The organism is Sulfitobacter sp. PM12 (assembly GCF_045586035.1).
GTDB lineage: Bacteria > Pseudomonadota > Alphaproteobacteria > Rhodobacterales > Rhodobacteraceae > Sulfitobacter > Sulfitobacter pontiacus.
This window is the reverse complement of record NZ_CP151529.1, coordinates 1,154,880-1,176,079: the sequence shown is the minus strand read 5'-3', so window position 1 is coordinate 1,176,079 and position 21,200 is coordinate 1,154,880. Positions and strand designations below refer to the sequence as shown.

General features: G+C 54.0%; 20 protein-coding genes and 2 pseudogenes. 16 read left to right on the top strand and 6 right to left on the bottom strand.

What is annotated here, in order from left to right:
- Nucleotides 1-245: 245 nt before the first annotated feature.
- Together AADW22_RS05640 and AADW22_RS05635 are read right to left on the bottom strand one after the other, a co-directional pair.
- On the bottom strand, nucleotides 246-974 hold the full coding sequence (locus tag AADW22_RS05640; RefSeq protein WP_407474421.1) for an EF-hand domain-containing protein: 729 nt from the start codon (nucleotides 972-974) through the stop codon (nucleotides 246-248).
- 298 nt (nucleotides 975-1,272) lie between these two features.
- A complete protein-coding gene (locus tag AADW22_RS05635; protein WP_340264002.1) occupies nucleotides 1,273-1,995 on the bottom strand; it encodes a hypothetical protein in 723 nt (240 codons plus the stop codon).
- 512 nt (nucleotides 1,996-2,507) lie between these two features.
- On the opposite strand from AADW22_RS05635, the gene AADW22_RS05630 reads away from it, so the two are divergent.
- The 3 genes from AADW22_RS05630 to AADW22_RS05620 are packed head-to-tail and all read left to right on the top strand — an operon-like array spanning nucleotide 2,508 to nucleotide 4,900.
- Nucleotides 2,508-3,794 (top strand): DUF6538 domain-containing protein, encoded by a 1,287-nt coding sequence (locus AADW22_RS05630; RefSeq protein ID WP_340264004.1) that lies wholly within the window; start codon nucleotides 2,508-2,510, stop codon nucleotides 3,792-3,794.
- Entirely contained in the window at nucleotides 3,791-3,967 is a 177-nt protein-coding gene (locus AADW22_RS05625; protein ID WP_340264005.1) for a hypothetical protein, read from the top strand. Before AADW22_RS05630 ends, AADW22_RS05625 begins: the two co-directional genes overlap by 4 nt.
- A gap of 57 nt (nucleotides 3,968-4,024) precedes the next feature.
- Nucleotides 4,025-4,900 carry a hypothetical protein gene (locus AADW22_RS05620; protein ID WP_340264006.1) on the top strand — a complete coding sequence of 292 codons (876 nt, stop codon included), beginning with the start codon at nucleotides 4,025-4,027 and terminating at the stop codon, nucleotides 4,898-4,900.
- Between the two features lie 135 nt (nucleotides 4,901-5,035).
- On the opposite strand, the gene AADW22_RS05615 is transcribed toward AADW22_RS05620, so the two are convergent.
- Nucleotides 5,036-6,601: a reverse transcriptase domain-containing protein gene (locus AADW22_RS05615; RefSeq protein ID WP_407474422.1), complete on the bottom strand. Its 1,566-nt coding sequence runs from the start codon at nucleotides 6,599-6,601 to the stop codon at nucleotides 5,036-5,038.
- A gap of 533 nt (nucleotides 6,602-7,134) precedes the next feature.
- On the opposite strand from AADW22_RS05615, the gene AADW22_RS05610 reads away from it, so the two are divergent.
- The 7 genes from AADW22_RS05610 (at nucleotide 7,135) to AADW22_RS05580 (ending at nucleotide 11,871) form a co-directional block, all read left to right on the top strand.
- Nucleotides 7,135-7,863 (top strand): EF-hand domain-containing protein, encoded by a 729-nt coding sequence (locus tag AADW22_RS05610; RefSeq protein ID WP_407474421.1) that lies wholly within the window; start codon nucleotides 7,135-7,137, stop codon nucleotides 7,861-7,863.
- Nucleotides 7,864-8,197: 334 nt separating this feature from the next.
- The gene (locus AADW22_RS05605; protein WP_407474420.1) at nucleotides 8,198-8,602 is read left to right on the top strand and encodes a hypothetical protein; all 405 of its coding nucleotides are present in this window, start codon (nucleotides 8,198-8,200) and stop codon (nucleotides 8,600-8,602) included.
- Nucleotides 8,603-8,660: 58 nt separating this feature from the next.
- On the top strand, nucleotides 8,661-9,167 hold the full coding sequence (locus AADW22_RS05600; protein WP_407474419.1) for a hypothetical protein: 507 nt from the start codon (nucleotides 8,661-8,663) through the stop codon (nucleotides 9,165-9,167).
- Nucleotides 9,168-9,200: 33 nt separating this feature from the next.
- A complete protein-coding gene (tnpA, locus tag AADW22_RS05595; protein ID WP_407474000.1) occupies nucleotides 9,201-9,608 on the top strand; it encodes an IS66-like element accessory protein TnpA in 408 nt (135 codons plus the stop codon).
- Nucleotides 9,605-9,955, top strand: coding sequence for an IS66 family insertion sequence element accessory protein TnpB (gene tnpB, locus AADW22_RS05590; RefSeq protein ID WP_407473999.1), 351 nt, complete (start codon nucleotides 9,605-9,607; stop codon nucleotides 9,953-9,955). The genes tnpA and tnpB overlap by 4 nt, the downstream gene beginning before the upstream one ends.
- A 60-nt stretch (nucleotides 9,956-10,015) precedes the next feature.
- Nucleotides 10,016-11,647 (top strand): IS66 family transposase, encoded by a 1,632-nt coding sequence (gene tnpC, locus AADW22_RS05585; RefSeq protein ID WP_407473998.1) that lies wholly within the window; start codon nucleotides 10,016-10,018, stop codon nucleotides 11,645-11,647.
- Between the two features lie 2 nt (nucleotides 11,648-11,649).
- On the top strand, nucleotides 11,650-11,871 hold the full coding sequence (locus tag AADW22_RS05580; RefSeq protein ID WP_407473997.1) for a hypothetical protein: 222 nt from the start codon (nucleotides 11,650-11,652) through the stop codon (nucleotides 11,869-11,871).
- Between the two features lie 406 nt (nucleotides 11,872-12,277).
- On the opposite strand, the pseudogene AADW22_RS05575 reads toward AADW22_RS05580, so the two are convergent.
- Nucleotides 12,278-13,133 (bottom strand): annotated as a pseudogene (locus tag AADW22_RS05575) (IS3 family transposase); the annotation flags it as partial.
- A 63-nt stretch (nucleotides 13,134-13,196) separates the two neighbouring features.
- On the opposite strand from AADW22_RS05575, the pseudogene AADW22_RS05570 reads away from it, so the two are divergent.
- A pseudogene (locus tag AADW22_RS05570) lies at nucleotides 13,197-14,367 on the top strand (IS3 family transposase).
- Nucleotides 14,368-14,453: 86 nt separating this feature from the next.
- Here the strand turns inward: AADW22_RS05570 and AADW22_RS05565 are convergent.
- Together AADW22_RS05565 and AADW22_RS05560 are read right to left on the bottom strand one after the other, a co-directional pair.
- Entirely contained in the window at nucleotides 14,454-14,747 is a 294-nt protein-coding gene (locus AADW22_RS05565; RefSeq protein ID WP_407474418.1) for a transposase, read from the bottom strand.
- A 126-nt stretch (nucleotides 14,748-14,873) separates the two neighbouring features.
- The gene (locus AADW22_RS05560; protein WP_386173117.1) at nucleotides 14,874-15,539 is read right to left on the bottom strand and encodes a GntR family transcriptional regulator; all 666 of its coding nucleotides are present in this window, start codon (nucleotides 15,537-15,539) and stop codon (nucleotides 14,874-14,876) included.
- A 215-nt stretch (nucleotides 15,540-15,754) separates the two neighbouring features.
- Here AADW22_RS05560 and AADW22_RS05555 point away from each other — a divergent pair, with 215 nt between their 5' ends.
- Genes AADW22_RS05555 through AADW22_RS05535 form a run of 5 tightly spaced genes read left to right on the top strand, consistent with a single transcriptional unit; the run spans nucleotide 15,755 to nucleotide 21,186 of the window.
- Nucleotides 15,755-17,359: an ABC transporter substrate-binding protein gene (locus tag AADW22_RS05555; RefSeq protein ID WP_407474417.1), complete on the top strand. Its 1,605-nt coding sequence runs from the start codon at nucleotides 15,755-15,757 to the stop codon at nucleotides 17,357-17,359.
- Complete coding sequence (locus AADW22_RS05550; protein WP_407474416.1) at nucleotides 17,359-18,309, top strand: ABC transporter permease; 951 nt, start codon at nucleotides 17,359-17,361, stop codon at nucleotides 18,307-18,309. Before AADW22_RS05555 ends, AADW22_RS05550 begins: the two co-directional genes overlap by 1 nt.
- Nucleotides 18,306-19,205 carry an ABC transporter permease gene (locus AADW22_RS05545; protein ID WP_407474415.1) on the top strand — a complete coding sequence of 300 codons (900 nt, stop codon included), beginning with the start codon at nucleotides 18,306-18,308 and terminating at the stop codon, nucleotides 19,203-19,205. The genes AADW22_RS05550 and AADW22_RS05545 overlap by 4 nt, the downstream gene beginning before the upstream one ends.
- A complete protein-coding gene (locus AADW22_RS05540; protein ID WP_407474414.1) occupies nucleotides 19,202-20,176 on the top strand; it encodes an ABC transporter ATP-binding protein in 975 nt (324 codons plus the stop codon). The genes AADW22_RS05545 and AADW22_RS05540 overlap by 4 nt, the downstream gene beginning before the upstream one ends.
- Nucleotides 20,173-21,186: an ABC transporter ATP-binding protein gene (locus tag AADW22_RS05535; protein WP_407474413.1), complete on the top strand. Its 1,014-nt coding sequence runs from the start codon at nucleotides 20,173-20,175 to the stop codon at nucleotides 21,184-21,186. Before AADW22_RS05540 ends, AADW22_RS05535 begins: the two co-directional genes overlap by 4 nt.
- Nucleotides 21,187-21,200 lie beyond the last annotated feature (14 nt).

Genomic DNA, 21,200 nt, shown 5'->3' with positions numbered 1-21,200 from the left:
TCGAAGGAGAGGATTAGCCTGCTTGAGTATCGATCACGCTGGGGCGGAAACGGGGGCAACAATACCGCGACCGGATGGGCCGGGTGCTTACGCTATTCATCTAAAGAAAGTTGGCTGGGATGGTAGGAAACCTCGCGTATCATTGTTTTGAATCGCCTTTTTTGCCCGAACAACAAAACCGGGGCAAAAGGTGGGGCGGTTTAAGCTCTAGCTCCCCCTGACAACTACACTAGAGCCCCCCGCTCTCAGGTTGGTAGCGGTGTGCTCATGATCTCCGTCACGTCTTTTGAGTTAACACCTCTGTTCAACAGGAAGTAGGCATATCCCCCGACGATTACGATCGAGATCAGACCTACGGCAATTGCCACCTCTCGGGCTACGGGGACACCTGCGATTACGATCAACGCCCCCTTCGATACCCCTGCGTTGACTGCGAGAGCCTCGATCACCGGTAGCCCTGCGATCTTAGCTACTAGAGCGCTGTTCATCGCACCAGCTCCTGACCCTACCGCTGAAAACGCAGATACCAACCCCGGGCTAACAGCAGCGGCTGTCTCAGAAACAACAATCAGCGCCCCGCTAGCCGTCTTCATTGCGAGGAAGGTAGACGTGGTGGCCGTGCCCAGCAGAGTTCCGGTGAAAGCTCCAACAGTTGCACCAGCAGCCCCTACTATGCCTGTAGCGATTGACGAAGCTGTACCCGAAATGATTAACGCTCCACCGTAAGCCCCCGCAGCCAGTGTAGTTCCTGCACCAACAACGGCAGCACCTGCTATCTTGGCCCCAACCACCGCATCCATATAGTCGATCTTCCCGTCACCATTGGCATCGAAGGTAGCTTTAGACGGGATCGCCTTGCTTCCCACCATCCTCGCTCCGTCGATGAAGTCTCGGTAATTGACCTTACCGTCGCCGTTCAAGTCGAACGCGCCTTTCGAAAAGGTCAGAGCGCCCCGAACTTTCTTAAAAACCATAATTTAATACCTACGCTATGAATATTAAGAGAACGATAGCGGGCGATCAGTCGAAAAACCTAAATAAAAAAGAAAAGTACGACAACCTCGGCCAGCACGAAGTCAGCCGACGGGTGAACTAACACCCGCGCCAAACTCGATCTGCATCAGTCAGCCACGGCTGCTGACGTCACTCGGGATACAGGCTCCGAGGGGAGGCTAGCTGAGGTTGCTAAACCCCGGAAGTTTGCTGTTTTCTGAATTAAGAACTGCTCTACTGGACTAAGGGGCCGTTCGCGGTTTTGATTGCATCGATCACTCAGTTCTTTTTTGCAATTGCTTCCAATGCTGCAACCATTCTCATCTGAGGCGATTTGTTTGCTCCTAGGCCCTGCAGTTCATTCACATCGATAGTAAATTCCGCATCGTATTTCCCTCCAGCCAAATCTTCATACGTTAGCTTAGCTTTGAAGGGTGGCAATGCGTTGAGCGGCAAGTTCTGATCGACTTGCTGGGTGGAATCTTGACCCAGTAAATGCCAACCTAATGAAAGGCTAAACTCTATCGAATGTCCCTGAAGAATTACCGCAAAAGGTTGGCGGGGCAAAAAAATGTTCTGCAAAAAACTTCTTTTTTTCCAATCATCCGCTTCATCATCTGGACGCTCCACGTCGAGTTGAACATTCAAAGCCGCCCCCGCCCCAACATTGGAGACTTTGAATGTAATCAGCTCACGTGCGTCCTCTCTTTGTCCTAGATGCGCAACTAATACTGGATCGGTACCCGCCTCACGCATTGTGCGTTGTTCAAGTAAAGCATTGGCTGCAAAGTAGGTCGATCCCATCGCAACGAGCAATGAAATAATGAGAGGGGCGATTGTCAAATACTCTGAGAAGTCCTGCGTAGGACCAAAAACCTCATATGCGATATAAGCGAGGACGATCGCTAAACTTCCCAAAGTGAACCCTAGAGCGAGTTTGCCGTCACCCAGTAAATGGCTCTTAGCTTCAGTCTTGTCGTGTCGGATCGAATATTTGGGCATAATGCAGCTTAGCAACTTCTGATGTGACGACAACGATCTTAGTGGTATCCAACCAGACCTTCGCCGCAGTGTACAGGGAGGACAACTTTAGTCCACACACTGCCCTAAGCGATTGGAATACTCCATCAAACTGAGGGAAGCGACGTATCTAAATCGATAGCAATCGATGGAGGTTTCTGATGCTTTCCCAACCCTTTAGTCTACCGAAGTTCCCCAAAGAAAACATATCGTGGGGTCGCGATTTACTGGCCCTGCTCTTCTTGCTCATCTTCGCTTGTTGGTTCGATTGAGCCATGGAACTGCAAGAAGGCACCGTAGTAGTTATCTACGCCTTTGACGACATCCCAGAGCACCTGTTTCGCATCTCGGAAGTCCATGAAGACTGCGTTGGCGGCTACTCAATCACCGGACCACTAGCGGGCGAATACGGCGAACCGTCATTCGACCTAATCCTGAAGGTTCACGAGGGCTAGGCCCTTTCCCCCAAATCAAAACTGAAAAGGAGGAGACGCATGTCTGCTCAGATTAAGTATGCGTACTTGAAGGGTCACACGTGGCTCTACCGTCGCCACTACCCAAAGGACGTTGCTCTGGTTCTTGGACACCCCGTCTTGAAACAATCCCTAAAAACTGGCGATCCGACTGCTGCGAGGGCGCGGGCCGCTGAACTGAATGCCCAGTTCGAAAAGACAGTATCTCAAGCCCGATCGGTGACCGAGTGTATCGGAGTTGCCCCAGAGAGCGCCGCGGAGATGCTGCCATGGGCACAGTCGTCCGCCAACGCTATAGGTCACCTACGGGCTGCTCTGGAGGCCTCTGGTAGCGTTAAGTTTGAGGCCAAGATGCGGCGACCCGTGCCTTCCGTAAGAGAAGTGGGTCGTACCTATCTGGACCTGAGAAGCAATCAACTCAGGCCTAGTGGGTTCAAGAGTGTTCGCTATTCAGTCGGGTTATTCCTCAGCAAGTATGGTCGACTGCCAGTGACCGACCTGAACCGCGATGTTGGGCGGGAGTTCCTTGGGCTGGTTGCTCAGCTATCGCCAATCATCGGGAAGTCCGAAACGACCCGGGGGCTGACGCTTACCCAGCTGGTTCTCTTCTCCAACCAAGCCAACGTAACGATCACGCCGAGAACCCAGCGGCGTATCTGGTCTCAGGTCAACCACTTCATCGACTGGCTGGTCTACGAAGGTCATCTTGAGGTTAACCCGTTTCTTTCGGTCCGCTTCGAACCTAAGGTACGCCAGCAACCTTACGCCGTTCCAACTGATGAAGAGGTGCGCCGTCTACTGGGTCACAACGATCCAGTGCTCCAACCTGTTCTGCTGACGTGTCTTCTTACGGGTATGCGTGCGGGAGAAGCTGTCGGCCTGCTAAGGCAAGATCTGGTGAATAAGGCTAACCTAGGGTCGTTCATCCACATTAGACCCAACGAGGTACGGCTTCTGAAAACCGATGCTGCGGAGCGTATGATACCGCTGCATTCCGCTCTGGACGCAGTGTTCCAACATCTGCCCGCTGAGGGGCCGCTGTTCCCAGACTTGACCGTTAATCTCGTCACCAAGCGGTTTGCGAGGGTACGGGAGTGGTTAACCCTAGACAGGCTAGTCTTCCACTCAACGCGTAAGTGGTTCATCACTCAGTGCGAAAGGACGGGAGTTCCGGAGCATTGGACGGCATCACTGGTTGGGCACAAGTCAGCTAGATCCGAGAACGGGATCACCTATGGCATCTACTCCGCAGGTATCTCAGACGAGCAAAAGCGGTCCATCGTTGACCAGATAAGGTTGCCGCAATGATGGTGCCACCAAACATTGAGGAGTTTGAGGAAAGGGCTGCTATAGCTGAGTTTGATGGTGGGTTGTCCCGTCGAGAGGCAGAAGATGTGGCCGCGCAAGATCAAGGGTTCATCAGCGCGAACTACTACTGGCAATGGCTCGCTGACTACGTCGTAAAACGAAGCTATTCGTAAGCAAAACCCCGGCTGGTCAACACTGGCCGGGGAACTTCAAAGAAAAGGTCCTATGATTTGAAAAAGTTAAAATATCTGGCTCTTACCTTAGCTTTGGTATCGTCACTGGCGCTGAATGTCGCGACGGTTGCATTTAGCACCATAGCGATGGCTCTGTCGGCAGTATTTGAAGCTGTTACCGGAGCGTCAGCAGTAGCATCTGAGCTTCGAAGAAAAAACGCGGTCAATGAGAAGCAAATCAAAGATCTGAACGCTGACCTAGACCTTAAAGACAAAAGGGCAGCAAAGCTAAGCGGTGAATTGACGAAAGACAGGAAACGCATCGCCTCGCTCACTGATGACCTCGCAGGTCGTGATCGACGCATTGCCAGTCTTTCGGCCACGATTAAGAATCCCAACGTGACCTACCGAAAAGAGATAAAGCCGCTCGGTCACGCGGTTGAAGATACGGTAGGGCGAATATCAAAGCGAACAGCCCTTGGAGCGAAGAGGAACGTAGCCGCGATTTTTGGCGAAAGTATCCCGCTACTAGGCGTGGGGGTGGCTGTCGCTGTCACGGGTTACGAGTTGAAAGACAGCTGCGATAACTTGAAAGACCTCCGTGAACTGGAGGTGTCGATCAACCCGTCTCTGGCCTACGCTGCTGACGTGAAAGAAGTTTGCGGCATGCAGGTGCCGACGAAGGACGAGATTTGGACCAGTGCCTCAACATCGCCAGCGGTCGCATGGGAAACGGCTAAGAGCTATGCGCCAGATCTTGAAGACTGGCAATTTCCTCAGGCGTCATTCGCAGGCGCGTGGGAAACGGCTAAGAATAGCGGAGGGTCCGTATGGGGAGTGACTAAGGACACGGCTGAAACTATGAAACTCGGCTGGGACTATAATATGCAGATGCTGAAAGACGCTTTCGATCAAAGCGCCGAACCCGAATAATTGTCCCCATCTGGCTCTTGCTGGACGGGGACACTCTTACTTTTCTTTTTTTATCTGGTTGGCGGTAATCGGGAACGAACTAGCTGCGATAGTTTTTTTGGGAGGGAAACGCGCTGGGAATGCTTCTCTTGGACGTCAATATTCAAGAACATCAAAAAGAGATGAGACATCAAATGAAGAGTTGTATCCTGGAGCCTGAACCTCCTCGAGTCCGAAGGTAAAAAAGTGCTTTCTTGCTGCCCGCCAACCGCGAACCAAACTCGGGAACCCAGTTTCAACATCATTATTTGAATCAAAGTGATCCCGCCAAGCGGTTGGTGCAATCCAATTCCCCGAGATCAGCCCTTGATTGGATGGCGTTGGACAGTCGCTTCGATATTTGGCTTTCAGGATGCGGTGACGTTCAACACAAGCTCGACGAACCATATTGACAGTCCAGCCATCGAGCGCCCTCAGAACGGAGGGGTCTTCGATCAGGCAGTAGAACCCCATGAGTCCTCGCATTTTTGAGAGTCGCTTGCCACCGTAAATGAAGTCTTGGATTTCGCTTTCCTTAAGCCCTCCGTAAAATCCACGCCTAAGTTCGTAGATCAAACCCAGCAAGTCCCAATCATAGCCCTCTGCTCTATGAGCTCTTTTAGGATTGAACCCGTGTTTTAGCGCGTTGATCAAGTAAATATTGATCAATCGGGACACCTTCTGCTCTAGCTTTTTCTTTGTTTTTTGAGGGAGTATCAGCCCCTTGTCGCTGAAACCGTAACCCAAATATGTGAAATCATTAATCGTACGGATTTCATGCTGGTGATCGGATATCACGGCGATTCCAGGCGACTTCTGCCTATTGATAATTAATCCACTTTCCGAGCAATGCCGATCAAAGCAGCGCTCAAGGCGCTGGGCTTCTTCATAGCTCCCGCAGATGGCGACGACATCATCGGCAAATCGAACGAACTTTCCTGACTCCGCCGATAATTTTCGATCAAGGTCGTGGTTGGCGAGATTGGCAAGAAAGAGTGAGGAAGATGAGCCTTGGGGTGTTCCCTTGACCTTGCGACGAAACTGTTGAATTCGATGCGCCTCTACATTACCGAAGCGGTGGTGAAGAAACGACTTGAAAATATGGCGTTCATGGGGCGTCAAACTCACGGCAGATCGATCCGCGATTTTCTTTTTAAGGTAGTTGGCGGGGATGTTATCGAAGTATTTTTCAAAGTCGATCTGAACGGCAAATAACTTCCCATCCTTATCAAAGTCTCTTAAAGCCAAGATCGCATCAAATACGTTTTTATCAGGGTGATATGCATACGAATGAGGTGAGAGCCGCTTTCTATTTCTATTCAAAGTCCGCCGAAGAAGTACGTTGGCCAAAGCCGCGTCAGGAATACCGAAAGCAGTAATCTCTCTGCTCGTTCCATCTGCCTTTGGTATCAGGAAGTGTAATGCAGGTTCGGGTTCATATTCTTCTCGAAGAACCTTATGCCAGATGGCTGTAGCGATTACGTTTGCGTTACGCTTGCAGTGCCTTGGGTCAAAATGACGGTGCAGAGGTGTTTGGCCTCTAACTGACGGAAGTGATGCGTCGACATTGGTACGGCGTGTAAACTTTTCTCGGTACTTCGCTTTCTGATCAGCTTTTGATCGCTCTTCATCAAAAGTCTTCTTGCTTAGCCTTTTGATTTCTAGCCTCAGTTCGTTACGCATAACCACCTACTCTAATTTATCGGTGGGGCGCATAGAGTAAGGGGATACGACCACCGAAGTAAGCCGCACCATCCGGTAGGTCTTTCGAACCACCGTCACCAATTCAGTTTCCCAAAAAGGACGCCGTCGACTCCATAAGAGCCGGGTAGGTCGCGCCCCACCTAGGCTTCGCGCCATAATGAAACAAAGCCCAACCCACCAATTGGAGTCAACCCGAGATTGCAGATTAGACCTATAAGTAAATGCAATCAAAACCGCGAACGGCCCCTTAGTCCAGTAGAGCAGTTCTTAATTCAGAAAACAGCAAACTTCCGGGGTTTAGCAACCTCAGCTAGCCTCCCCTCGGAGCCTGTATCCCGAGTGACGTCAGCAGCCGTGGCTGACTGATGCAGATCGAGTTTGGCGCGGGTGTTAGTTCACCCGTCGGCTGACTTCGTGCTGGCCGAGGTTGTCGTACTTTTCTTTTTTATTTAGGTTTTTCGACTGATCGCCCGCTATCGTTCTCTTAATATTCATAGCGTAGGTATTAAATTATGGTTTTTAAGAAAGTTCGGGGCGCTCTGACCTTTTCGAAAGGCGCGTTCGACTTGAACGGCGACGGTAAGGTCAATTACCGAGACTTCATCGACGGAGCGAGGATGGTGGGAAGCAAGGCGATCCCGTCTAAAGCTACCTTCGATGCCAATGGTGACGGGAAGATCGACTATATGGATGCGGTGGTTGGGGCCAAGATAGCAGGTGCTGCCGTTGTTGGTGCAGGAACTACACTGGCTGCGGGGGCTTACGGTGGAGCGTTAATCATTTCGGGTACAGCTTCGTCAATCGCTACAGGCATAGTAGGGGCTGCTGGTGCAACTGTTGGAGCTTTCACCGGAACTCTGCTGGGCACGGCCACCACGTCTACCTTCCTCGCAATGAAGACGGCTAGCGGGGCGCTGATTGTTGTTTCTGAGACAGCCGCTGCTGTTAGCCCGGGGTTGGTATCTGCGTTTTCAGCGGTAGGGTCAGGAGCTGGTGCGATGAACAGCGCTCTAGTAGCTAAGATCGCAGGGCTACCGGTGATCGAGGCTCTCGCAGTCAACGCAGGGGTATCGAAGGGGGCGTTGATCGTAATCGCAGGTGTCCCCGTAGCCCGAGAGGTGGCAATTGCCGTAGGTCTGATCTCGATCGTAATCGTCGGGGGATATGCCTACTTCCTGTTGAACAGAGGTGTTAACTCAAAAGACGTGACGGAGATCATGAGCACACCGCTACCAACCTGAGAGCGGGGGGCTCTAGTGTAGTTGTCAGGGGGAGCTAGAGCTTAAACCGCCCCACCTTTTGCCCCGGTTTTGTTGTTCGGGCAAAAAAGGCGATTCAAAACAATGATACGCGAGGTTTCCTACCATCCCAGCCAACTTTCTTTCTCACACTCGAAATAACAAAGACTTAACCAAGTCTGGTACGACGTGTGTGTCACGGCATTCTGAGACTGTAACACAGAGTGTGACACAGGGCCTTGCGCGCTATGCCCAACAGCATCGCGTTTCAGCCCGTCGAAACCACCGACAAAAACCTAAATATCGAGCCGGCACCTACCTGATGCGTAGAGGCCGGATGTTTTATTTCCGTAAACGTCTGCCTGCAGGCATATCAAAATTTGGTTCAAACCAATTTATCTGTCTTTCGTTGCGAACCCACCTCCCGCTCGACGCCGTGAAGCGTGCCGCCAGGCTGCTCACGGTCTACGAGAAAAAGGAGATAGACTTCGTGGACGCAATGACCGAACAAAAATTCTGCCCCGATACCTTTAAAGCGATACTGTTGGAGGCAATGCGTGGCGAACTGATCAAGATGGTCGCTGAAGAAAGACAGGCCGATCAGGTATCTGATGCAGATATTGATCAAAGGCTTGCAGCGCTTGCGGCGAGCAGCCCGCAAAAAGGAATGGGGAGACGTACTGGTTCTTCTGAAAGAGGCCAGTGCTCTGGTTTCCGTAAGTCTCCAGGAGCCCATCCCTAACGATCTGGGTCAACGTGCAATTACGCTAAAGCGAAGTCTCAACGATGTAAGAATCGCTATGGATGAAGGCGATGACGTGCGAACAGCCAGTCGAGACCTTTTGGCAGGCCATGGCGTCGCGGATTTCGATGCTTTCATTAAGGCTCCTATCCTCTTGTCCGAAGCAAAGGCCAAAACCGATGAGCTTTACCCGTCAAAAGACATGAAGCGGATTACGGCAGGGGTTCACCGACTTCTGGAAGAATTCTTTGGGAACAGTCCCATCTCAATATTGACGAAGGAAAAACAGAAGGAATTTCTGGGATGGGCTTCGCGGTTGCCAAGAACTCAAGGCAGGAGCCATGGCAGGAACCGCTATGGGCAGGCCGGAAAAACTGTAACCAAGGCAGAAGAAATCTCGAAAGCCGATGCAGAAGATCTGCTTTGCTTAGAAGAAATTCGATCGATTGAAGGCATTTCAGATGCCGAAAAGCGAGCGCTATTGGCGGATCGTCTTGTTCCGCGCGTGACCATCAATACGCTTAGAAAATATCTTCACGGTAAACCTCCGGCGGCGGCCGTCTGATCTCAGGCTCAATCCGATGGTAAGTCCGACCTTATGTCCGACTTTATCAATTGTCCTCAAATCGAAGTACTTTCCGCAGCCGATGGTGAACGCCGCCGGCATTGGTCGGATGATGACAAACTGCGCATTGTGGAAGAAAGCTTCATTGGCCACCGCCAAGCGACAGCCACGGCGCGGCGGCATGGCATTTGCCGGTCGCTGCTGACCACTTGGCGGCGGCAGTTTCGTAACGGAGAGCTTGGGTCTTCTCGTCCGGTATCTTTCGCGCCGGTGACTGTGTCGAAGGAAACGCCCGTGTCACGAGCTAATCCAGTCAACTCCTGTTCACCTTCGGACTGTCAGGTTGAGATTGCCCTTCCGAATGGGCGTCGGCTCATCGTGCCGGTGGACGTCGAGACCGAAGCCCTTGCCCGGATTTTGGCAGTGGTGGACGGGCAATGATTGCGTTCCCGGCGGGTGTGAAGGTGTGGATCGCAGGCGGCGTCACCGATATGAGGCGGGGCATGAACACGCTGGCACTACAGGTGCAAGAAGGGCTCGACCGTGATCCCCATACGGGTGAGATATTTTGCTTCCGGGGCCGTAAAGGCGATCTGGTCAAGATCCTATGGCATGATGGGGTGGGTATGTCGCTCTATTTGAAGCGTTTGGAGGCAGGTAAGTTCATCTGGCCGGTGAGCCGGTCGGGCGAAGCGGTGCAGATCTCGGCGGCGCAGTTGGGTTATCTTCTGGAGGGCATCGACTGGCGTAACCCACGCTGGACACAACGTCCTGCAAAGGCTGGTTAATTCGCGCCATAAAGCCTGTTTTTATTGGTGCTTCGCGGCTTCGGCTGGTAAATATTGGTCATGTCTGACGCCGCCTCTGAACTCGCTAAATTACGCGCTGCCCTGGCCGCCGCAGAGGCCCGTGCAGATGTGGCGGAAAGCGAGCTGGCGCAGGCCCGCGCGGTTGTCTCCTGCTCCGAGGCGATGATCCAAGAGCTCAAGCTTGAGATCGCCAAACTGCGCCGTGACAAATACGGTATCTCGTCAGAACGACGCGCCCGGCTGATCGATCAACTGGAGCTGCAGCTTGAAGAGATGGAAGCGGCGGCTACCGAGGATGCCTTAGTCGCAGATCAAGCAAGCGAGAAAGCCAGCACTGTGCGCGCCTGCACACGCCGCCATTTCGGGCGAAAGCCGTTCCCCGATCACTTGCCGCGCGAGCGGGTTGTCGTCGAAGCACCTGCCGTTTGCACCTGCTGTGGCTCGGACCGGATCGTAAAGATGGGTGAAGATGTCACCGAGACGCTGGAGGTGATCCCGCGTCAGTGGAAGGTGATCCAGACTGTGCGTGAGAAGTTCACTTGCCGGGCCTGCGAGAAGATCAGCCAGCCGCCGGCCCCGTTCCATGCGATCCCGCGCGGATGGGCCGGACCCAGCCTGATCGCCATGCTCGTCTTCGAAAAATACGGACAGCACCAACCCCTGAACCGGCAGGCAGAGCGCTTTGCCCGTGAAGGCGTTGATCTGAGCCTCTCCACCCTGGCAGACCTGGTCGGGCACGCGACTTTCGCCCTGCAGCCGATCCATGCGCCGATCGAGGCCCACGTGCGTGCCGGTCACCGCCTACATGGCGATGATACCACCGTGCCGCTTCTGGCGCGGGGCGGTGCAAAAAAGGCCCGGCTCTGGACCTATGTCCGTGATGACCGCCCCTGGAATGGCGGAGCACCGCCGGCCGCGTTCTTCCGCTTCTCCCGAGATCGTGGCGCAACCAATCCCAATCAGCATTTGGCAGAATGGCAAGGGGTGCTGCAAGCGGACGCCTATGGTGGATACAACGACCTCTATCGAGAGGACCGAGACGCGGGGCCCGTGACCAGCGCGCTGTGTTGGTCGCATGCGCGCCGGAAGTTCTTCGAGCTGGCTGACATCGCGGGCAACGTCCGCAAGGGCAAACCCGCCCATCAGATCTCGCCGGTCGCCCTGGAAGCGGTAAAACGGATCGACGCCATCTTCGACATCGAGCGCGAGATCAATGGGCTGGATGCTGATGCCCGGCTCGTCGCCCGCCAGAACCTGTCCCGTCCCCTGGTAAACGGCCTCCACGACTGGCTGCAGGAAGAGCGCGCGAAACTGTCCAGACACAACAAGGTGGCCAAGGCGATCAACTACATGTTTGAGAAGCATGGCCGTTGGCAGGCCTTCACGGCATTCCTCGATGACGGGCGTATCTGTCTGACAAATAATGCGGCCGAACGCGCCTTACGTGGCATAGCTTTGGGCAGAAAGTCATGGCTCTTTGCAGGGTCCGAGCGCGGCGGTGAACGGGCTGCCGCCATGTATACCCTTATCGTCACCGCCAAAATGAACGACATCGATCCGCAGGCCTGGCTCGCCGATGTTCTCGCCCGGCTGCCCGACTTGCCCGTCTCGCGCGTGCATGAGCTTCTGCCTTGGAACTGGAAAGCTCTATCCCTTCCACAAGCAGCGTAACCATGCAGCTGAACAAGGTGTATTCGGTCAAGACAATCGACCGCGTCGCTGTCGAACTGGGCGAAACCGTTGATCGGATCTTTGATCTCGCCATCGGTATGGAAACCGAAGATGGTGTGATCTGGGTCTACGGCCCCGGCGACGACGGTGTCATCGCATTCACTCCATTCGGGATCGAAAACCTGCAAGAGCTCATCGAAATGGACCGTGATCGCGACCGATAACCCACCTGTGGCCTACGCCGGATGCTTACTCTTCACGCCATGAATCGCATGTTCAAATCGGCATTGGAACTGGGTGCCGATGCGCCAGAAGCTATTTCATATTCGAAATTGGAACATCACATCAGATCTCTCGCGCCGGAGGACGAGCTTTATATCCGTGTCACGAAACCAAAGATCCGCATGCCTTGGACGGAGGAAAGGATTTCGAAACTTCTATCGTGCCCAATCTACAGTGGTTGCGCATCAGAACACCGTCGCTGGCAGCGCGGAAAGCTCATCATTCGCGACGCAGATTATTGGGTGCCGCTGATAGTTTTGACAATAGGATCTCGAATTGAAAAGATCCTATTGCTCAAACGAAGCGATGTGAGCTACTCCCTATCTGTTGGACAGGATCTGGCGTAATTTAAGCTACTCTCTGCCCCTGCCGATCGGGTTGATTGATATCATTTCTCTGCCAATAGACCAGCGCCGGTGGCTTGCGGCCGAGGGCTGAGTGAGGATGCTGGTGGTTGTAGAAGGTCATCCATTTCCGAATGGCTGCTTTTGTCTCTGATCCGGTCTCCCAGGCATGCAGGTAGACGCACTCGTATTTCAGGGTGCGCCACAACCTCTCAATGAAGATATTGTCGAGGAACCTGCCTTTCCCATCCATCGAGATCCGCACCCCGGAACGCCGAAGCCGATCCGTCCACGCGAAGGACGTGAACTGGGATCCCTGATCTGTGTTCATGATCTCGGGCGGGCCGAACTTATGAATGGCCTCGTTCAGCGCTTCGACGCAGAAGTCGGCCTCCAGGGTGTTCGAGATCCGCCAGGACAGAACCTTTCGAGTGTGCCAGTCCATGATCGCCACCAGATAGAGGAACCCTCGGCGCATAGGCAGATAGGTGATGTCCGAACACCAGACCTGGTTCGGGCGATCCACCCGCAGACCTCGCAGCAGGTAGGGATAGGTCTTGTGACCCTTCGCCGGCCTGCTCGTGTTGGGCTTCTGGTAAATCGGCATCAGCCCCATGAGGCGCATTAGCCAGCGTATCCGCTTCTCGTTCACGAGATGCCCGTCATTCCGCAAGTGCCAGGTCATCCACTGGCCGTCAGGGTATTGCCGTAGGTAATGTCCCGAGAGGCTGCCGGACACCGAAGAACGGCGTCTCCAGGAACTGCTCATCGATCTGCCGCATCAGGCCGTGGTTCTGTTCGGTCTCGCCCTTCGGCTCGTAGTAATAGGACAAGCGCGCAATCGACAGCAGCCTGCACTGTGGACCTGTCGCGGTTTGATGCCGCTCCTTTGATAGCATCTACTGCAACAAAGGAGACTAACTATGGGACTGAAACGCACAGATGAATTCCGCGCTGATGCGGTGCGTATCGCGCTAACCAGTGGACTGACGCGCAAACAGGTGGCTGACGATCTGGGCGTCGGCATGTCGACGCTGAACAAATGGATCACTGCACATCGAGACACGGATGTGGTGTCAAAAGAGGATCTTAGCCTTGCCGAAGAGAATGACCGTTTGCGTCGTGAGAACCGCATTCTCAAGGAGGAGCGGGAAGTGTTAAAAATGGCCACGGTGTTCTTTGCGAGCCAAAAGCCGTGAGGTTTAAGTTCATTGAAGAACACCGAACAACATTTTCCATCAATCTGATGTGCCGGGTTATGGCAGTCAGCCCGCGTGGTTTGCGGGCGCATCGTAGCCGTCCAGCCAGCCGCAGGCAGCGGTCTGATTTGGTCACGCTGGCCCATATCAAAGAACAATCCCGTCTCAGTTTGGGCAGTTATGCACTGCACGGCAGGGTATTGCGCAGCAATGTCCCGAGAGTGGCAGGCCGCGTATGACCGAAGAGCTGAAGGAAATTGGTCTGAATGTAGGGCACCGCCGCGTAGGCAGGCTGATGCGTCAGAACGGCATATCGGTCGTAAGAACTCGTAAATACAAGGCGACAACGGACAGTAATCATAAGTTCAATATCGCGCCAAACCTGCTGGGTCGTGACTTTAACGCTGATGCGCCCAACCAAAAGTGGGCAGGCGATATCAGTTATATTTGGACGCGCGAGGGGTGGCTGTACTTGGCTGTGATATTGGACTTGCATTCACGGCGTGTAGTTGGCTGGGCGGTCTCGAACCGGATGAAACGCGACCTTGCGATCAGGGCTTTGAAGATGGCCATCGCGTTCCGTCAGCCGCCCAAGGACTGCATCCATCACACGGATCGTGGGTCGCAATATTGTTCGCACGACTACCAGAAGATCCTGCGCCAGCACGGGTTCAAGGTGTCGATGTCTGGCAAGGGAAATTGCTATGATAATGCCGCCGTCGAGACCTTCTTCAAAACCATAAAAGCCGAGCTGATATGGCGGCAGTCATGGGAAACGCGCAGGCAAGCTGAGATAGCGATCTTTGAGTACATCAACGGCTTCTACAATCCGCGACGCCGACACTCAGCATTGGGTTGGAAAAGCCCTGTCGCTTTAGAACGCAAGGTGGCCTAACGAGCACCTGGGGGGCACGAAAGCGCGACAGGTCCACTGCTGACCGATGGACAGCTGGGGATGGTTAGGCTCGATCATACCACGCCTCACTTCCCGCCCCAGGGCTTCAGCTTTCGTTCCAAAAAAGAGTTGGCTACGGCCAGCTCCCCAATCTTGGCGTGCAGCTCCTTCACCTGCTCCTCGTCGACCTCAAGTCTCTTGCGGCCTCCGCGTTCGAACACGCCGGACGCGCCTTCGAGCAGGGCGCGCTTCCATTGATGGATCATCGTCGGATGCACTCCGAAGCGGCTTGCCAGTTCGGCCGCCGTCTCCTCCCCCTTCAGGGCTTCCAGCGCGACCTTCGCCTTGAACTCGGGCGCGTGCTGCTTGCGTTTCGACATTTCTGATCTCCTTCTCGTCGAAGATCAGCAGACTGCAAATCGTAGCTTATGTCAGTGTCCGATTTTCAGGGAGTAGCTCACAGAGCTACTCGACTATAAAGAATTGCGCGCCGGACAAACTTGGCTCTACGCGTTCGGTTTAACCGGTAACTCCATCTTGCGGCGCGCAAGGATGTCGGACGACACAAGATACGAAGACGCGACGTGACTGCAAACCAGTCTGCGCGTCATTTCTACATCTAAGTTAAGTATCGCGTCAGCGATCTGACGATGCTCGCTTCGAGAAGACGCCAGTCGCGTACTGTCCTCTCGGAAATTGGCAGCTCGCCATGCAAAGGTTCGCATGCTGAGCTCGTCCAAGGTAGAAGCGAGTGTTGAGTTCCGAGCACCCGACTTTATAGCCTCGTGAAATTGCCTGTTGATATCGCTGTATGCAGTCGGGTCGTCGCAGGCATCGCCACTGTCAACAATCAACATAAGATGACGGCGCTCGATTTCACTCATACGTTTGGCTGCGAGAGCGGCAAGAGCGCTCTCTATCTCTCCAGTGGCTTCGAATAGTTCAGAAAGGTCTTCGGGTGCCATCTCGCGTACAAAGTAGGCGCGCCGGGATCCACGCTCGGCGAGGCCTGCTTGGGCCAGCCGATGCAAGGCTTCCCTTACCGGAGTACGCGATACACCGAATTTTTCGGCCAGTGACTTTTCGACAAGTGGTTCGCCCGCGGCCAATTCGCCGACCATGATAGTCTCTATCAGGCTTTCAAAGATGCAATCTGCTGCACGAATAATCATCAGCCATCCAATCCCGTCGCTTTGCGCTCTTTTAGCTTCCATTTGTATACATGTGCTTGCAAGCTTTAATCACATGATGCCGAACAACTCGGAGAGTTCGGTAGCAGAATGCCTCAAAACCGACGCGAGGCCGGCGAACTGGGACAAACCCGGCGCAAATACTTGTCGGTCAAAACGATCAAGGGAGGAGACAATGCCAACAGGGAAAACACAATATGAAACCGATCGATCACAAAAAAGTTCTTGCCGAACGTCTGTCCGCACGTTTCGGACGTAGAACAGTACTTAAGGGCCTTGGCGCAGGCATGCTAACAGCTGCAACCGCCGGCGCACCGTCTCTTGTACGTGCACAACAAAGCGGTCACATCAAAATCGCGTCCATCAAGGTCATTGATACCTTGGATCCCCACTTCACTGGGTTTCTGTCGTCCATTCAGATCATCAATAATATCCACAACGGTCTTCTCAAAATCGCCTATGATGGCAAGAACGTCACGTTCGAACCCGACTTGGCAGAGAGCTGGGACATCGAGGATGACAAAGTTCACGTCTTCAAGCTGCGTGACGGCGTCAAGTTCCACGATGGGACACCCTGTGATGCCGAAGCCGTCAAATTCTCGCTACTGCGTGTCAAAGAAGGGGAACCCAAGTCTCCACACGCGTGGAAATTAGCTCTGCTGGACAATATTGAGGTCGTCGACCCGCTGACCGTGAAGCTAACATTCTCGCAACCATACGCTTTCTTGCCCGTAGCGCTGAACGGTTCGACCGGACGTGCGGGCACGATCGTTAGCCCCGCCGCAGTGCAGAAGTATGGTGCCGACTATGGGCGGAATCCTGTTGGAACAGGCCCGTTCAAGTTTGTTTCCTGGAAAGAAAACGACGCAATCGAACTGGAAGCAAACCCCGATTATTTCGAACCAGGATTGCCAAAGCTTGAGCGTGCGACATTTGTTCTGATGAACGAGGCCTCGACTGCGCTTGCGGCGTTAATGTCCGGCCAAATCGACGGCATGACCGATTGCCCGATGCAGCTCGTCGATCAGGTCGAAGCTTTTCCGAATGCGAACCTGTACGGAGAGATCGAGGGTAACTACACTTTTGTCGGGATGAACTGCAAACGCGGTCCATTTGACGACGTTAACCTGCGTCGCGCTGTTGCTTGGGCTCTGGATCGAGATACCCTCGTGAAACAGGCGTACTTTGGTCGTGCGCAGAAAGCGTATACCCCTATTTCGCCTCCGATGACCGACTTCTTTGATCCTGACATTGCGTCCAGCGGCCGCGGTCAGTGGTATGATCTGGAAAAGGCCAAGTCCTTCCGCGCCAAGGCGGCTAACCAAGGTGAGGTGGAAGCCGTCTATATGATGGCAGAACGCGGTCCTGTTGGGACACGAGTGGCTCAAACTGTCGCCCCGATGCTGGCCGAAATCGGCATTAAAGCAAAGCTGGAACTTGTGGAGCCTGCAACTTGGGTGAAGCGCCGCAACGCCTCCGATTTTGACCTCTATGACTTTGAATGGGTTGCTGATCTTGACCCCGATGAAACGCTTTATCCCGAATTTAAATCGGACGGGGCATGGAACTTTGGCGGTTGGGTGAACACCGACTTTGACGACCTTTGCGCACAAGCTCAGGTCGAGTTGGATCCAGCAGCACGACGCGCTTTGTACAACAAGGCAGAAGACTTGCTAATGGACGAAGCCGGCATCGCTGTCATGGCCCACATGCCGATTTACAAAGTCTTCTCTACCAAAGTTAAGGGGTTCCAATATATCCCAGCTGACCTTGTGAACCTACACACTGTGAGTATTGGCTAATGCTCGTTAAGGCACTGGGGAAAATCGCGCAGACATTCGTTGTCCTATTCGTCGTGTCGGTCGCCAGCTTCGGACTTTTGAAGCTGGCACCGGGCGATCCAATTCAGATCATGCTCGGGTCAGAGTTCTCTCAAGCGAGCTACGATTCACTAAGAGCCGAACTGGGGTTGGATCAACCATTCCTTGTCCAATACGCGAATTGGGCGATCCAGTTTGTGCAGGGCGATTGGGGAACATCCTATGTCGCGCGCGCAGAGATTTTCACCTATGCCTTTAAGGAGGCGTTGCCTGTCACGCTGACCCTCGCCTCCTTCTCTCTTCTTTTCGCAATTCTTGTTGGTGTTCCTCTAGGCGTATTGTCAGCCATAAAGAAGGACACGATATTTGACGCCGGGTCGGCTGTACTGGCCCTGACAGGCACGGCGTTTCCTTCGTTTCTTCTGGGCATCTTGCTGATCTGGTTCTTTGCGGTGAAGCTCCAACTTTTTCCCGTCATGGGCTACGTCTCCCCGTGGGAGAACTTCTGGCAGGGCATTTACCACATGATCCTGCCTGGTCTTACGCTTTCGACCTATTTCATTGCGATGATTACCCGCCTTACCCGCGCGACACTGATTGAAGTGCTGGTGCAACCTTATATTGCAGCTGCTCGCGCACGCGGTGAACCCAATTGGCGCGTCGTCTGGGTGCACGGTGTACGCAACATCGCCATGCCGCTCGTTACAATTCTTGGTTTGCAACTGGGTGTGTTGCTGCAAGGGACTGTCCTTACAGAAACAGTTTTCAACCTACCTGGCGTTGGCCAGATGCTGACCTCTGCCGTTCTGGGTCGTGAGTACCTCGTGGTTCAGGCCGGCGTTATGATGACGGCAGTTTTGTTCATCGGCGTCAACCTGCTGGTCGATCTGTCCTACCCCTTCCTTGATCCACGACTGAGGACCAGCAAATGAGCGTTCAAATGACCAAGGGCGTCGCCGCGGTTCCGATTGTGGACACCCCTTCACCCGCTGCGAAATCCCGTCGATCTGTTTTCATACGGCGGCCTTTCTTCACCGCAGCTTTGCTTGTTGCAGCGACTTATGTGCTGGCCGCGATTTTCGCGCCCTATGTCGCCCCGTTCGATCCCGTTAACCAGGACTTTAACGTCATGATGAAAGCACCCACTGTGGTGCATTGGATGGGCACAGATAGCTACGGCCAAGATATTTTTTCGCGGGTCATATACGGCGCACGATATGCGCTTATTATCGGCATTTTCTCTGTCATGATTGGTGCCGTTGGCGGGCTGATCATTGGGCTTGCCGCAGGTCTTTCGGGTGGATGGGCAGAATGGGTCCTAATGCGGTTGATCGACGCCATCCTTGCATTGCCGTCGCTGATCCTCGCCGTCGCATTCATCGCGATCCTGGGGCAAGGTGTAGACAAGGTCGTCATCGCAGTTGGCCTTTCCATGATAGGGCCCTTTGCGCGAACGGTGCGCAGTGATGTGATGCAGGTACGCGTTCAGCTTTTCATCGAAGCTGCGCAACTGATGTCCATTTCATACCTCCGTGTGATTTTACGTCATGTTTTACCAAATGTAATTTTCCCGCTCGCCGTTCAGGTCACAATACGCGTCTCAGAGGCCATTCTGGTTTCCTCGTCCCTTTCGTTTCTGGGCATCGGCGTCACGCCCCCGACACCTGATTGGGGCCTCATGATCGCTGAAGGACGCGATTTTGTCAGCTTTGCACCTTGGATGTCTGCGATGCCAGGTTTTGCTCTGGCTCTTTTGCTGATCGCCCTGTCGATAGTCGGCGACGGAGTGCGCGAAGAATTCGATCCAAAACTACGGAGAGAGTCATGAGCGATATGACCGTGAATCATGTCTTGTCGATCAAGGACCTCACCGTCTTTCGCGGTGCCGCTAAAATCTTGGATCGTGTCACGCTTGCCCTTGGACAGGGAGAGACAATGGCTTTGGTCGGCGAAAGCGGTGCTGGGAAATCGACTATCGCCACTGCGATCATGCGCTTGCTTGAAAACGCGAGGGTCAGCGGAAGCGCTACCTTGGTTGGCGAAGGTGACCTTCTCACGCTATCTGAGCGAAAGATGGTGAAGCTACGCGGCCGACGTTTGTCTATGATCTTCCAAGATGCAGGTACTGCGTTGAACCCGTCATACACAGTCGGACGTCAGCTGAGCACGACCTTGCAACGCATCCACGGGCTGTCAAAGGCTGACGCCCGAGAACAAGCGGTTGCGCTATTTGCCTCTGTTGGCATCAATGACCCCGAAGGCAGAATGTCTGCCTTCCCGCACCAATTATCAGGAGGCATGCAGCAACGGGTCATGGTTGCTATCGCATTGGCAGGTAGTCCGGATTTGCTTTTGGCTGACGAGCCGACTTCGGCTCTGGATGTCACGATTCAAGCACAAATTGTCCGACTGATCCTGCAACTGACCCGTGAACGTGGCGCAAGTTGTGTGTTTGTGCTGCACGATCTGGCCCTTGCCAGTCAGGCTTGTGATAGGATCGCGGTGCTCTATGCGGGACAAGTCGTCGAAAGCGGCCCAGCACGCGATGTACTTGAACGACATCGCCATCCCTACACTAAGCAACTAAAATCCTGTGTGCTCGAAATCGGTACCAAAGACTTACCTGTTCCCGAAGGAACTGTGCCGTCTCACGGGCAAATGCCTAACGGCTGCCGGTTTTGCACGCGCTGTCCACGCGCAGTGACGCGATGCGCGGACGAAGCACCCCCTCTTGTGCCAGCCCAGCAGACCGCGACAGGCTCGCTTGATCACCATATTGCGTGTTGGAACCCCGAATGATTGTGCAAACCTTAGCCGAAACCAATACGACTGTCCCCGAGCAACCCATCTTCGAGCTGATCGAGGTTGAGCAGGTGTTCGAAGTCCCCAAACCAGGGCGCTCCATCTTTAGCCGCGAAACGGTAGGTCTTCGTGCTTTGGATGGGGTTAGGCTTAATATTCGCAAAGGCACGTCCCTTGCAGTCGTCGGAGAAAGCGGTTCGGGTAAGTCTACCCTGCTTCGGGTCCTGCTGGGGCTGGACCGACCAAGCGGGGGGCGTGCGCTTTATAACAGCAAACCCATTCTGGAAGGACGCGCGACTGGTATCGACTTTGCACGCGATGTTGCGATGGTCTATCAAGATGCGCGTGGGTCACTCGACCCTCGTATAACGATTGGCGCGCTGATTGCAGAACCGCTTCGGCACTTCAATATCGTATCGCGCGAAGACGAAGCCTCACGTGTTGCGCAACTGCTTGATAGGGTCGGATTGCCTGCAGACGCTGCTGAGCGCTATCCATCGGGGTTGTCAGGAGGACAGGTGCGACGCGTGGCTATCGCACGCGCATTGGCATCGGAGCCTACAGTGCTGGTTGCAGACGAAGCTGTTTCAGGGCTCGACGTGTCGACGCAAGCACAGCTATTAATTCTACTGCAGTCGTTACAGCGAGACATGGGCCTGACGCTCATCTTCATTACGCACGACCTTGGAGTCGCGAGCTTCCTTTGCGAAGAAATCGCGATCATGTATCTTGGCCGTATCGTCGAAACTGGCCCGACCGACGCTGTTCTTAATGCGCCATCTCATCCCTACTCTGCGGCTCTTCGTGCCGCTGCACCCAAATTTTTTGAGCCGCTTTCAGAACCATTGCCCGGGGAGATCCCAAGCCCTCTCAACTTGCCAGAAGGGTGCCGTTTTTCGACACGTTGCCCAAGCGCGCAGAACGATTGCCGACTGAAGGATCCGCAGTTGGGAAAGCTCAGCACTCAACGCGCAGTCGCGTGTCTGCATCCACTGGTATCAAAATAGTCGTTCCTCTTCAG

Excerpts from the sequence above, each read along its gene's own strand:
- AADW22_RS05640 (WP_407474421.1), bottom strand. The coding sequence starts at position 974 with ATGGTTTTTAAGAAAGTTCGGGGCGCTCTGACCTTTTCGAAAGGCGCG.
- AADW22_RS05635 (WP_340264002.1), bottom strand. The coding sequence starts at position 1,995 with ATGCCCAAATATTCGATCCGACACGACAAGACTGAAGCTAAGAGCCAT.
- AADW22_RS05630 (WP_340264004.1), top strand. The coding sequence starts at position 2,508 with ATGTCTGCTCAGATTAAGTATGCGTACTTGAAGGGTCACACGTGGCTC.
- AADW22_RS05625 (WP_340264005.1), top strand. The coding sequence starts at position 3,791 with ATGATGGTGCCACCAAACATTGAGGAGTTTGAGGAAAGGGCTGCTATA.
- AADW22_RS05615 (WP_407474422.1), bottom strand. The coding sequence starts at position 6,601 with ATGCGTAACGAACTGAGGCTAGAAATCAAAAGGCTAAGCAAGAAGACT.
- AADW22_RS05610 (WP_407474421.1), top strand. The coding sequence starts at position 7,135 with ATGGTTTTTAAGAAAGTTCGGGGCGCTCTGACCTTTTCGAAAGGCGCG.
- AADW22_RS05605 (WP_407474420.1), top strand. The coding sequence starts at position 8,198 with ATGTTTTATTTCCGTAAACGTCTGCCTGCAGGCATATCAAAATTTGGT.
- AADW22_RS05600 (WP_407474419.1), top strand. The coding sequence starts at position 8,661 with ATGGATGAAGGCGATGACGTGCGAACAGCCAGTCGAGACCTTTTGGCA.
- tnpA (WP_407474000.1), top strand. The coding sequence starts at position 9,201 with ATGTCCGACTTTATCAATTGTCCTCAAATCGAAGTACTTTCCGCAGCC.
- tnpB (WP_407473999.1), top strand. The coding sequence starts at position 9,605 with ATGATTGCGTTCCCGGCGGGTGTGAAGGTGTGGATCGCAGGCGGCGTC.
- tnpC (WP_407473998.1), top strand. The coding sequence starts at position 10,016 with ATGTCTGACGCCGCCTCTGAACTCGCTAAATTACGCGCTGCCCTGGCC.
- AADW22_RS05580 (WP_407473997.1), top strand. The coding sequence starts at position 11,650 with ATGCAGCTGAACAAGGTGTATTCGGTCAAGACAATCGACCGCGTCGCT.
- AADW22_RS05565 (WP_407474418.1), bottom strand. The coding sequence starts at position 14,747 with ATGTCGAAACGCAAGCAGCACGCGCCCGAGTTCAAGGCGAAGGTCGCG.
- AADW22_RS05560 (WP_386173117.1), bottom strand. The coding sequence starts at position 15,539 with ATGATTATTCGTGCAGCAGATTGCATCTTTGAAAGCCTGATAGAGACT.
- AADW22_RS05555 (WP_407474417.1), top strand. The coding sequence starts at position 15,755 with ATGAAACCGATCGATCACAAAAAAGTTCTTGCCGAACGTCTGTCCGCA.
- AADW22_RS05550 (WP_407474416.1), top strand. The coding sequence starts at position 17,359 with ATGCTCGTTAAGGCACTGGGGAAAATCGCGCAGACATTCGTTGTCCTA.
- AADW22_RS05545 (WP_407474415.1), top strand. The coding sequence starts at position 18,306 with ATGAGCGTTCAAATGACCAAGGGCGTCGCCGCGGTTCCGATTGTGGAC.
- AADW22_RS05540 (WP_407474414.1), top strand. The coding sequence starts at position 19,202 with ATGAGCGATATGACCGTGAATCATGTCTTGTCGATCAAGGACCTCACC.
- AADW22_RS05535 (WP_407474413.1), top strand. The coding sequence starts at position 20,173 with ATGATTGTGCAAACCTTAGCCGAAACCAATACGACTGTCCCCGAGCAA.